Raw genomic sequence first — 12,495 nt, 5'->3', positions numbered from 1 at the left:
CTTTCTATATCGTTCGTATTATAAAGGAAGGTGTCCTCCAGAGTTTTCTTCACCATCTGCACCTTTGTTCCGGAAGATTTCAGATAGAACCATTAATCCTACGATAGCAACAATTAAAATTGTAGAAAGAGCATTAATTTCTGGTGATACTCCGCGCTTAACCATACTGTAAATGTATAGTGGCAATGTTGTTGATCCTGGTCCTGATACGAAGAAACTAATTACAAAATCATCAATTGATAATGTGAATGTTAATAATGCTGCTGAAATAACTCCCGGTGCAATTGCTGGGAACGTTACATAACGAAACGTTTGCCAAGGGGTTGCTCCTAAATCATTTGCAGCTTCTTCTAAGTCACGTCCCATACTTGAAAGACGCGCAGCTAAAATAACAACAACAAACGAAATACTAAATGTAATATGTGCAATAATAATCGTTGTTTGTCCAAGTTCCATTCCTAACTGACTGAAAAGAATTAGTAAAGATAATCCCATTAAAATATCCGGAATTAAAATCGGTAAATATACAAGGCCATTAATAGCCCCTTCGAAACGATATTTATAACGATGTAAAGCAATTGCAAAGAATACACCAAGTACCGTTGTCACAATCGTTGTTATAACTGCAATCGTAATACTATTTACAAATGCATCAATAACATCTTGTTTTTGAAATAAATCTGTATACCAATGGAATGTAAAACCTTCCCACTCCGCATTAATGCGAGAGTCGTTGAAAGAATAGACCATTAAAACCATCATTGGAAAATACAAGAATAACAAAATTAACCAAGAATAAGAAACTAAAAACTTCTTCATCTTTGCCTATTCGCCTCCGTTCTCATTATATTTATATACTTTCGTTGCACGATAATATAAGTAAATTAACAGAACAGAGAATAGAACAACGATAATCGATAACGCAGATCCAAACGGCCAGTCACGTGCACCTAAGAATTGGTTTTGAATAACGTTTCCGATTAATGCTACTTTCGATCCGCCCATCACGTCTGATACAACAAACATTCCGATAGAAGAAACGAATACTAAAATAGAACCAGTCGCAATTCCTGACATCGTCATCGGCACTGTTATATTCCAAAATGCCTTTATTGGTGTTGCTCCTAAATCATAAGCCGCTTCTAGCTTACGCTTATCCAGCTGCTCAATTGCTGCATACACTGGTAAAATCATAAATGGTAATAAAGAATAGACCATTCCGAGTATTACAGAAGGAGTATTATATAATAAATTTAACGGTTCACTAATAATGCCAAGCTTTAATAACAACGTATTCACAAGACCTTGTGAACGTAAAATAACAATCCATGCGTATGAACGAACAAGAAAGTTAATCCAAAACGGGATCGTTGCCAATAATAAAAGAATAGAGCGGTATTTGCGGTCAACAATTGTAATTGTATAAGCAAACGGATAACCAATTAATAAACATATTACTGTCGTAATAACTGCGATTTTAACAGTTTCCCATAACGTTCCTAAGTACAATGGGTCAAACACACGGGATATATTCTCCAGCGTAAATTGCATTTCTACTGTCCCGTAAGCTCCGCGCTGCATGAAGGCGAATCCTAATACGAATATGAGCGGGATTAGGAAGAAAATTAACAGCCACGCGACTGTAGGTAGTGCGAGTAATTTCCCTTTTTTCAATTTAAGGTCACCTCGTCCTCTTGCTCCCAGCCTACATATACATTATCTCCAATGCTCCACTGCGCTGCCTCTTCAGCAGTTTGATATGCCATTAGTAATTCTGATGTTTTCTCATCACGTACATAAAGCTTCTCCATATTTCCGACAAACTCAATATCTTCAATATGTCCAAGATGGTATTCTTTTAAAATTGGTTCTTCAACCGAACGTACTTTTACATTTTCAGGGCGAATTGCTACATAGCCTTCCCCGTTTTTCACAATATTATTTTCACCGATGAATGTCGCAACGAACAATGTTTTTGGCTTATTATAAATTTCTTTCGGTGTTCCGATTTGTTCGATATGTCCTTTATTCATAACGACGATACGATCGCTCATGCTCATTGCTTCTTCTTGATCGTGCGTTACGTATATGAACGTAATTCCTAAATTACGTTGTAAGTTTTTCAATTCACGTTGCAAGTCTTTTCGTAACTTAAAGTCAAGCGCTCCAAGTGGCTCATCTAATAGTAATACACGCGGATTATTTACAATCGCTCTTGCAATTGCAACACGCTGCTGTTGTCCACCAGAAAGCTTCGCAGGTTTACGATTACGGAACTCAAGTAACTGCGTTAAACGCATTGCCTCTTCAGCACGCTCTTTCTGCTCTGCTGCTGATACTTTCTGCATTTTCATACCAAAACAAATATTCTTCTCTACTGTCATATGTGGGAATAGTGCGTAATGTTGGAACACTAGGTTCATATGACGTTTATATGGCGGCAAATCGTTAATTCTTTCATCATCTAATAAAAGATTCCCTTTAGTTGGAGTTTCAAATCCTGCGATCATACGAAGTAAAGTCGTTTTCCCGCAGCCACTCGGCCCTAAAATTGTTAAAAACTCTCCCTCTTTAATATCTAAAGAAAGAGGTGGGATAATCACTTGATTTCCAAAATGTTTTTCAACTGCTTCAACTTTAATAATCTTTTTCATTTTCCCGTCCTATCTACCTTAAATTTTAAATTTTTATATTCATGAATAAATATTTATGTTCTATAGACTATTTTTTGTTTCGATCCAAACAAAAATGGTTATTTAGCAAGCGTTCGTTTCTATTCTTTATGTAGTATGTTTGATTCATTTTCGCATGATACATAACGTCGAACAGAAAAACCCCTTCCATTGCGAAGGGGCTTTTATCATACGGCTACGCCTACTGATAAACACCATCATCATTTTAACAACTTTCGTATGAATTTTAAAGCACTTTTTGTAGAAGAGTAACGAATTTTCATGTCGAATGCTGTAGATTGGGCTAAAATGCTTTTATAATGTGAAAAAGTCCGAAAACTTTCTTTCCCATGATACCCCCCTAATCCACTACTTCCAACACCCCCAAAAGGTAAATATGGCGTGGCAAGATGATAGACAACATCATTAATACAGCCTCCACCATATGAAATATTACTCGTCACTTTCTTTTGTACTTCTTTATCTTCAGAAAATACATATAACGCTAACGGCTTCGGATGTTGCTGGATTGTGCCAATTACATCTTCTATATTGTCGTACTCTATGATTGGTAAAATCGGACCAAAAATTTCATCTTCCATAACAGCATCTTGCCATGTAATATCCGCTAGCACTGTCGGTTCAATATGTAATGTATCTTTCTCATAGTTTCCACCAATTACGACTTGACCATCTTGTAAAAATCCACATAATCGTTCAAAATGACGCTCACTTACAATACGCACATAATTTTCATTTTTCAAAGGTTCTTTACTATACTGCTCTGTAATTTCATGTCGCAGTGCCTCAATTAGCTTTTCTTTCACGGAAGAATGCACGTACATATAATCAGGCGCTACACACGTCTGCCCTGCATTTAAAAACTTACCCCAAACAATTCTTCTTGCTGTCATCTCTATCTTTGCATCTTTATGTACAATACAAGGACTTTTCCCGCCAAGTTCTAAAGTGAGCGGCGTCAACTGTTTCGCTGCTGCTTCCATTACAACTTTTCCAACGCTAACACTACCAGTAAAGAAAATATAATCAAACGGTTCCTTCAGCAAAGATGTACTCTCTTCAACGCCACCTTCTACTACCGCTACAAGCTCTTCTGGAAATAATTCATCTAGCATTCTCTTAAGCACTTTTGAAACGCTTGGCGTTAACTCTGACGGCTTTAAAACGATTGTATTTCCAGCTGCCAATGCTCCTACAAGTGGTGCAATTGCTAATTGAAAAGGATAGTTCCACGGTGCAATAATAAGCGTCACACCATACGGTTCTGGCACTACTTTTCCTTTTGATCCAAAATGAGTCAGTGCTGTTCGAACTCGCTTCGGTTTACTCCACGATGACATATGTTTCAATTGAAAGGAAATTTCTTTTAATACATATCCAACTTCCGTTGTAAACGACTCGTGAACTGACTTATTTAAATCTAATTTCAATGCCTGAAATATTTCTTCTTCAAAATGCTGAATGCCTTCATAAAGCTTCTTCAAATTATTCTTTCTCATTTCGATGCTTCTCGTATGACCTTTTAAAAAATATTCCTTTTGCCTACTTACAATAGAGGAAATACTCATTCACTCACCTTCTCCCACTATTTTTATCCAATTCTTTCATTATTTATATAGACTTCATATATAACAAATTTCTATTCTTAAAGTTACATTATATATGACTTTTTCAGCTATATAAAATTCATTGCTCACAAAAAAACTACCGAAAGAAAATCTCTCGGTAGTTTCACAGTATTAACGATATAAACGAACAGCACCTGCAGAATTATCATCAGCTTGTCCTACTACTTCAAACTTCAGACCAAGCTTCGGTAAAATACGTCCTGCATCTGGAATCTGTTGATTAATATACGTTTTAGAATCATCAAACTTCGGTACACCCGCTAAACCATCATACGTATACGTTCCACGCGTTGGAGATACAACTTTCCAAGCTGGCGTTTTATCGAATGAGAACGCCGCATCAGCGATTTGGAATCGTGTACTACTTTCAACTGTTGGCTTACCATTTAAAGTTCCTACAATTGCTTCTGGGTGAGAATCGACTACACCAAGGAAACCGTGTCCTGGATGTACACCAACCCAGTTATCTGTGTAAGCTGAATCTGCATACCATACAACCATACCAGTGTTATATTCTGGGCCGCGAGCAAATTTCAACGCGTTATCAGAACCAGCATAGTTTCTCCACTCAACATAGTAGTTATGGCTCTTCTTCTCTGTTCCGTTAGAAACAGCAAAACCATCTAATTTGAATTGTGATGTACCTTCTGCATCATCAGAGAATACTACGTTACCATCTACTGTTAATGAAGCATTATCAAGTAGGAAACCATTTAATGCTAAACCACCATCAGTAATGTAATCAAATGTTAATTTTACTTTCTTACCTTTGAATTGGCTTAAATCATATGATTTGTCAATCCATTTGCCATTTGTCGAATCTGCATTTCCACTATTAGCTTTCTCACCAAGTCTTTCAATTAACGTTTGTTGACCATCTTCTGTTACAGCGTGTACTTCAAGGAAGTCATACTCTGCTTCAATTTCATATAATGATTTGAAGTCAAATTTTGCAGTCGTTGCATTTGTTAAATCGAACAGCGGTGTTTCCATCTTCGTATGAAGATCATCACCTTTTGTGCTGTAGTAATACTGTTTTCCGAATGCCGGCTCAATTGTTTTTATATCTTTATCTGGTAAGTTAACACGAATCATACCCGGACGGTTAGATTTCGTAACACTTTGGTCTAAATATGTTGCTAGGCCGATACCTTTATTTAATTTCTCATAATCTACTTCTACGATATTTGCCCAATTACCACCGATTGTTTTTTGGAAAAACTCTTTATTTTGTGGTGAGAAACTTGTTGGCGTCGTTCCAGCAATTTTACCTGCCCAGCTTCCGCCACTCATAATAGACCAAGCTTGAACTGGTTCACCATCTCCGCTATATTGTGTATCATACTCATCTGGTAAACCTAAATCATGACCATATTCATGTGCGAATACACCAACAGCCCCATCTTCTGGTTCAATTGTGTAGTCGAACGCTGCCATCTTTCCACCCCAATATGGAACTTTCGCTTGTGTACCTTCAATTGCAAATGGTTTTGGTCCAACTGTCCAGCGATGTGACCAAATTGCATCATCACCTAACTTACCACCACCTGCTTCTTGTCCAACACCTGCATGAATAATCATTAAGTGATCAATTAAACCGTCTGGTTGATTTTTATTTCCATCACCATTTACATCATATTGATCAAATTGATCAAACTCTGATAGATCAAGACCGCTATCTACAGCTGCTTTTAATGCATCTTTTACTAAATCACGTGGTCCTTTTGGTCCTTTATTATCATGACCACCGCTAGCAGCATCCGCACCGTAATCAGCAGCTTTACCAGGAACTGTTAACCATTTTGTAACTGTTCCATCTACAGTGTAACTACCACCAGATTGCCCTTCATAATATTGTTTAAATGTTTCAATTTTACTTCCATCATCTAACGTGAATGGCTCGTCACCGAATAACATTTTTTCATAGTGTTCTTTATTAAAGTCTTCCGAATACATATAGCCAGGCTCTTTATCAATATTGTTATGTTTAAAGTCAGCGTACTCTACAAGTAAAACGAGTACTTTATCTTTACGCACATCACCGTTATACGCTTTTTGCTTTGCTGGAGATGTTGGTACTTTACCATTTAATCCGCCTTTAACTGGTCCTGTCGCTGCAGGTGTTCCTGTTGCAGGGTTATCTAATTTTTCTTTCGTGTCTGCTTTCGCATCTTTCACTTTCTTTAAAAAGTCAGATGCTTCTTTCGTAAGTTGATCCCCATTCGGTACTTCTTTCCCAGGATTTTCACCCTTTTTGTTCTCTACATACTTTTCGACAGCTTTCTTTGTTTCTTTCTCTGAAGCTGACGAATCAATTACCCCACGTTTTTTTAGCGCATCTGCTAAACGTTCTTCCGGAATTAAGTGATCATCAACTGGGCTCGTAGCTGTTTTATTCGCAGGCGTTTCAGCATATGCAGATTGAGTGCCAGCTCCGAATGAAAGGCCTAATACAGCTGTTAAAGCGATTGATGACAAAACTTTGAACGGTTTCTTGTTCATCCCATATTTCCTCCCCTAATAAATAATATGTATTACAAATTGAATTTTATTAAAAATTCAATATTTTTTCAATATTTAGTCATATTATGTAATATTTTTAATATATTTGTAAAAATTTCATAGTTAGCATACGAATATATCACAATTCAACAATGTTTTCTGAAAATATTGAAAGTTTTTATCGAACAATTTATAATTTCCATAGAGGGAGTTTAATGGGGATTTTATCTTTGTTTCATCTACACAATATTTGATAATTCACTATATAAAACACAAAATCCGATTGCATTATCATGTATTCTGTAGCAGCAATTATGACCGATAATTAGGGAGGAATTACATTTGTACAAAGATAAGACAGACGCACTGGATCAAGAATGGATTGATTTAATACTTGAAGCTCTAGATGCTGGTATCGCCATGCAAGACATCGAGCAATTTTTCCAACGTATGAAGCCATCCAGTCAGGCTCAATAGGTTTGTTCTTTTTAACGAAGTTTATGTTATAATAATGACATCATAAGACAACTACATATTGATAGAAAGGTGCGCAAATATGATTGGAGAACGTATAAAACGCCTTCGTTTACAAAAAGGTATTTCATTAACTGAACTTGCCGAAAAAGCTGGCGTTGCTAAATCTTACATTAGTTCTATAGAACGAAATTTACAAAAAAACCCTTCCATTCAGTTTCTTGAAAAGATCGCAGCAGTTCTACAAATTCCAGTTGATACTTTACTTCATGATGAAACAACAAAGGAAACTAACCTAGACTCCGAATGGACACAACTCGTTAAAGATGCAATGAACTCTGGTGTCTCCAAAGAACAATTTCGTGAATTTCTTGAATTTACAAAGTGGAAGCAAAATCAAAAATAATAATAGAAAGAAGTGCTTACAACCAGCACTTCTTTTTCTTTATAAAAAAAAGCGGGGGATACCCGCCTTTTTTATTATCTTTCTTCCCCAGCTTCTTGGTTAGCATTGAATGTCCATTCTAAATTCAATGTATCACCTTGGAAGATATTTTGGTCTTTTCCATCATCTACAAATTCAAATTGTACCCATAGATAATCCTCTGTACCAGCTTCTAATCCACCTTTTTCTCCCCACTCAGGAGCGAAGATATCTTTAGCTAAAAGATCTGGATCAGCTTTTTGTAAGTCTGCTAAAGTTGTTTCGTATACAGGCTCACTTTGTTTGTCCCAGTTCCAAAGGAATTTTACTTTAACGTGCTTACCAAAGTCTTCACCTGCATTATCACCTTTTGCATCTTTAACAGTATACTTTGTTGCTAATTTAACGTCTTTAATAGTTAACGAACCGCTGTTTTGTAATAAGAACTCTTTCTTAACAGAATCCCCTGGTTTTAAATCTTTAATATCTACAAGCGTCTTAGGGTTTAATGTAAGGTCTAACGTCCCAGCTGCAAATGTATTGTTTGATACTTCTTTATCACTAAAGAATGCAAATGTTCCTCCACCAATTAAAGCTAACCCCAATGCTGCTGATGCAACTCCCATACCTAATTTCTTTTTCAGACTCACAATCAATTCCCCCTAGCTTTTTTTATATTTTTATCACTTATTTTTCAATAAGAGATGTAAAGAAAACTATATTAGCTTAGCCAATATGTGTTCTTTTTTAAAAACCTTATGTTCATTATAACGAACAAACCTATATAAACACAACACATATTTATTAATATTTTCAGTTATTTTTATTTCTCAATATTATTTAGACTTTTCAGAAAAAAATGATAATTTATAACTTTTTTCACACTCAAATCATTTAATACTATAAGAAAAAAGAAAAACAAAGAGGTGAGGGCTAACGTTCCCTCACACTCGTATAAATATTACTAGTCTTGCTTATTCGTTCGCTCTCTCTTACACCACATTCTTATTTTCTGGCTGTTTCACTAAAGCAGTTACTCCGCTTTCTTCTGCTCTTCTAGCTTTTTCTGTTCTTCCAATTTCTTTTGCTCTTCTACTTTTTTCTGTTCTTCCACTTTCTTTTTCTCTTCTACTTTCTTCTGTTCTTCTACTTTCTTTTGTTCTTCTACTTTCTTCTGTTCTTCTACTTTCTTTTGTTCCTCTACTTTCTTTTGTTCCTCTACTTTCTTTTGTTCTTCTATTTTCTTTTGTTCTTCTATTTTCTTTTGTTCTTCGGCTTTCTTTTGTTCTTCGGCTTTCTTTTGTCCTTCCGCTTCAATTGCAACGTTTAATTGTTGCTGAAGAGCCTGGATTTGCTCATCAATAGCTTTCAAGCTAATTTCTTTCTCAATATAGTCACGCTTCTCTTTGATACTGCGGAAGCCTTCATTTACATATATGGACACTTGCTGCATCGACTCATCTTTATTTACCTTTAATTCTTCTTGTATTTGATTGTAAGGAGCTTCTATTTCAGTATATACATTTTGCAGGGCTTCCTTCTCAGCAAGAATTTTCTCACGCCCTTGTTGCCATACAGAAATCGCCTGTTTTATTTCTTCAATAGAAGTTGCTTTCGATTTCCCCTTCATCGTTCCATACTCACGCTCAATAAACTGTTTATGTTTTTCAGATTGCTCTTTTAACGTATTAACTGTTTTCGGAAATATAATTGCTGTAGAAAGCGTCGCTTCTACTTTCGTTTCATGAATGAACGCCGCTTCTGTATGCGTCATAATTTGAGATCCTAAATAAAACGTAATAGAACACATACACGGCAATATAAGCATCTTTTTAAAATTACGCGGTCTTTTCAGCATCTTAATCTCTCCCATCGAACGTTACGTTCTTTATACAGAACATTACCTATATTATAGTAAAGAACTATTAAAATTGATAGACAAATACTAGAAAAATAGAAAAAGGGCTATCCATGTGATAGCCCTTTTTATTATTATCTTTCTTCACCTGCTGTTTGTTGTGCATCAAACGTCCAATTTAATTGTAACTTATCACCTTGGAATTGATTTTGATCTTTTCCATTATCAACGAACTCAAATTTCACTTTGAATTTATCGGATTTACCTGCTGAAATACCTTTTTCATCCCAGAACCAAGCCGATAAATCATTATCTACAGCTGTAAGTGTGTCACCTTTTAATTTATCTAAAGTAGTTTGTTTCACAATTGTCTCATGTTTATCTACATTTTTTAAGAATGTTACTTTAATATGTTTACCAAAATCATCTTTATTATCTTTCTTTACATCTTCTACATTATAATCTGTTTTCAGTAGAACCTTTTTAATATTTAAAGAGCCTTTATTTTCTAGTTTAAATTCTTTTTCAATTGTATCCCCAGGTTTTAAATTCGATACGTTAACAACCGTTGATGGATTTAATGCTAAATCCAGTGTTCCAGCCGCAAATGTATTGTTTGACACTTCTTTATCACTGAAAAATGCAAATGTTCCTCCACCAACTAAAGCTGCTCCTAATACCGCTGATGTAATACCCATTCCTAATTTTTTCTTTAAAGTCATGTCCATATCCCCTTAATATATATTTGTTAACTTCCTAAACGGAAAGTATAACCAAACGAACTAGACGGATTGTTCTACTTTTTTATCTTTCTTTTCTCCGTCAATGCTACGAATAGCACCAAAAATAGAAATCGCGGAATAACCAAGTAAAAAGACTCCTGGAATAATAAGAAGTAATGCTGCTCCCGCTTTTGAATTCGCATAATTCAGTAAATAACCAACATACGGAACTGTAATATCTGCATACTTTCCAACTACATTTTCTGCAAGTACTGGCTCTAAATCTGGTCCGTTGTTGTTATCCCCTTTTGTTTCATACATTACTTTTCCATTTGTATCTTTCACACCGATAATACGGTGAGTGATAATTTTTTGATCTTTCTCTTTAAAGGTAATAACATCACCTTTTTGATATTTAGAACCATCTTTTTTTGGTTCTATTGCAATGATTGATCCTGTTAAAAACGTCGGCTCCATTGATCCTGAAAGAACGCTCTTAAATTGATATCCCATCACTGTCGGATCACCACCGCTTGCTTTTGAAGAAATAACTACAAAAGCTAAAAAAACCATCAATGCAAATAAAACAAATGAGATCGCGTTGCTAATTATCTTCCATATTAATTTCATCGTCTCTCTCCCTCTCCGTTGTTTTATATTATTTGAAGTATGCAATATCCACTTTGTTCTTTAACAAGAACACAAGTAAATGATATAACGAACTTTAAGTTATTGCAATAAGAAAATTTACAATTATTAGTTATTTTAAGTATAAAAAAAAGACTGTGCCAAAATTTTACACAGTCTTTTTATTAGTAATTTATTTACCTTCTGATTTCATTCCTTTTGTATTTCGGCGCAACACTACATATAAAATTGCTCCAAATAATACAATCGCACCTATCCCAACACTTATTACTTTCACATTTGAGTCTTTTACTTCAGGCATAGTTGTATCTTTTTTAGGCATCGTAAAAGTGACATCTTCTGTTGAAAGAACATTTACCGTCGCAATTGTTTGATTATTTTTCGTAATATCAACTGCACCAACTACCTCACCACGATGTATTCCTTTATGATATAAAGATTCTTTATCTAATGAAGCCGCCCGGAAAATAGTTTTCACATTTTTCCCTTCATCTTTCTTAAGCATAAGCTCCGCACTTTGTTCCAACTCAGAATTAACATCTTTATTTAAATATGTTGTTTTTTGATGCCAATTATGTTTATCAAGCACCATTTGCTTCGTAAATTGACCGAAAGAATATTCCGCCATCTGCTTCAAATCTTCATAAATTTCAGGTCTTTGAGAAGCCATTACTACGCTTATAATACGATTTCCATCTTTCTCATTTAATAAAACAAGTGTATTACGTGCTTCATTCGTAAACCCTGTCTTACCGCCAATGCTATATGGATTTTCAAAAAAATTAGATTTATTAAAAATAGACACCGTCTGCCTAGACGTCGTAACTGTCGTTCTTTTCGTATCCATCGCTTGTAAAATTTCAGGATACTTTTGCACACCCTTCGTAATCATAGCCATATCATACGGCGTCGTATAATGGTTCGGATCATGCAATCCATTCGGTGTTACAAAGTGGCTATCTTTCGCCCCCAATTGCTTCGCTTTCTCATTCATCATATTAGCGAAATTCTCAACACTCCCGCCAATCCGCTCCGCAATCGCATACGACACATCATTCGCACTCAGCACCATTAAAATCATAAGCGCAGTATTTCTATTAATTGTCTCTCCAGGTTGAAACTCAATTTGATAATTACTCTTCTCTTGATCTAATGCTAATTGTGAAAATGTAAATTGATCCTCTGGCTTTGTATGCTCCATGAGTAAAATCGCTGTTAACACCTTCGTCGTACTAGCAGGAAATGCGCGGTGATATGCGTTTTTGTCATACAAAACATCTCCTGTTTTTGCATCAATTGTCGTTGCAAACTGACTAAAAACATTCGGTCCTTCCGCAGGTGGTGGTGCAACTTGTTCTGGATTTACTCCAATATTCGTCTCAGCACGCAATGTCATAGGTGTCAAAAAAAACGAACAAATAACTGTAATAAAAACCAAAATTTTCTTAAAATTTACCATATGACTCTCCCTTTTCCATTTACTCCTTAACAAAATAATAAATCTACCAATCATATGTAATTTGTATTATATTGGAAGAATTTTCAC

The 12,495-nt window shown here is 35.4% G+C and carries 12 protein-coding genes; 2 read left to right on the top strand and 10 right to left on the bottom strand.

Annotated features, from left to right (window positions below; all coding sequences use genetic code 11):
- Nucleotides 1–18: 18 nt before the first annotated feature.
- The 5 genes from potC to inhA1 all read right to left on the bottom strand — a co-directional run bounded on the left by potC (nucleotide 19) and on the right by inhA1 (nucleotide 6,823).
- Nucleotides 19–819 carry a spermidine/putrescine ABC transporter permease PotC gene (gene potC, locus BAQ53_RS06250; RefSeq protein ID WP_000714192.1) on the bottom strand — a complete coding sequence of 267 codons (801 nt, stop codon included), beginning with the start codon at nucleotides 817–819 and terminating at the stop codon, nucleotides 19–21.
- A gap of 6 nt (nucleotides 820–825) precedes the next feature.
- Nucleotides 826–1,674, bottom strand: a complete 849-nt coding sequence (gene potB, locus BAQ53_RS06245) for a spermidine/putrescine ABC transporter permease PotB (protein ID WP_000715490.1) — start codon at nucleotides 1,672–1,674, stop codon at nucleotides 826–828.
- The gene (gene potA / locus BAQ53_RS06240) at nucleotides 1,671–2,654 is read right to left on the bottom strand and encodes a spermidine/putrescine ABC transporter ATP-binding protein PotA (protein ID WP_000720333.1); all 984 of its coding nucleotides are present in this window, start codon (nucleotides 2,652–2,654) and stop codon (nucleotides 1,671–1,673) included. The genes potB and potA overlap by 4 nt, the downstream gene beginning before the upstream one ends.
- 239 nt (nucleotides 2,655–2,893) lie before the next feature.
- Nucleotides 2,894–4,261, bottom strand: coding sequence for an aldehyde dehydrogenase (locus BAQ53_RS06235; RefSeq protein WP_000028374.1), 1,368 nt, complete (start codon nucleotides 4,259–4,261; stop codon nucleotides 2,894–2,896).
- 171 nt (nucleotides 4,262–4,432) lie between these two features.
- Nucleotides 4,433–6,823 (bottom strand): M6 family metalloprotease immune inhibitor InhA1, encoded by a 2,391-nt coding sequence (gene inhA1 / locus BAQ53_RS06230; protein WP_208906622.1) that lies wholly within the window; start codon nucleotides 6,821–6,823, stop codon nucleotides 4,433–4,435.
- 342 nt (nucleotides 6,824–7,165) lie between these two features.
- Between inhA1 and BAQ53_RS06225 the strand changes: the two genes are divergently transcribed.
- Both BAQ53_RS06225 and BAQ53_RS06220 read left to right on the top strand, forming a co-directional pair.
- Nucleotides 7,166–7,300: an anti-repressor SinI family protein gene (locus tag BAQ53_RS06225; protein ID WP_000276219.1), complete on the top strand. Its 135-nt coding sequence runs from the start codon at nucleotides 7,166–7,168 to the stop codon at nucleotides 7,298–7,300.
- A gap of 79 nt (nucleotides 7,301–7,379) precedes the next feature.
- Complete coding sequence (locus BAQ53_RS06220; protein ID WP_000578885.1) at nucleotides 7,380–7,703, top strand: helix-turn-helix domain-containing protein; 324 nt, start codon at nucleotides 7,380–7,382, stop codon at nucleotides 7,701–7,703.
- Between the two features lie 74 nt (nucleotides 7,704–7,777).
- On the opposite strand, the gene calY is transcribed toward BAQ53_RS06220, so the two are convergent.
- The 5 genes from calY to BAQ53_RS06195 form a co-directional block, all read right to left on the bottom strand.
- Nucleotides 7,778–8,371, bottom strand: coding sequence for a biofilm matrix protein CalY (gene calY, locus BAQ53_RS06215; protein ID WP_000053710.1), 594 nt, complete (start codon nucleotides 8,369–8,371; stop codon nucleotides 7,778–7,780).
- 383 nt (nucleotides 8,372–8,754) lie between these two features.
- On the bottom strand, nucleotides 8,755–9,579 hold the full coding sequence (locus BAQ53_RS06210; protein ID WP_208906621.1) for a DUF4047 domain-containing protein: 825 nt from the start codon (nucleotides 9,577–9,579) through the stop codon (nucleotides 8,755–8,757).
- Nucleotides 9,580–9,713: 134 nt separating this feature from the next.
- Nucleotides 9,714–10,301, bottom strand: a complete 588-nt coding sequence (locus BAQ53_RS06205) for a CalY family protein (RefSeq protein ID WP_000172854.1) — start codon at nucleotides 10,299–10,301, stop codon at nucleotides 9,714–9,716.
- 60 nt (nucleotides 10,302–10,361) lie between these two features.
- Nucleotides 10,362–10,931: a signal peptidase I SipW gene (sipW, locus tag BAQ53_RS06200; RefSeq protein ID WP_046945125.1), complete on the bottom strand. Its 570-nt coding sequence runs from the start codon at nucleotides 10,929–10,931 to the stop codon at nucleotides 10,362–10,364.
- 190 nt (nucleotides 10,932–11,121) lie between these two features.
- Nucleotides 11,122–12,408: a D-alanyl-D-alanine carboxypeptidase family protein gene (locus BAQ53_RS06195; protein WP_208906620.1), complete on the bottom strand. Its 1,287-nt coding sequence runs from the start codon at nucleotides 12,406–12,408 to the stop codon at nucleotides 11,122–11,124.
- Between the last annotated feature and the right edge of the window lie 87 nt (nucleotides 12,409–12,495).

It is taken from the genome of Bacillus sp. B25(2016b) (genome assembly GCF_001679765.1).
In the GTDB taxonomy this organism is placed as follows: Bacteria; Bacillota; Bacilli; order Bacillales; family Bacillaceae_G; genus Bacillus_A; species Bacillus_A thuringiensis_K.
The sequence above is the reverse complement of the archived record's forward strand: the minus strand, read 5'-3'. Positions and strand labels throughout refer to the sequence as shown.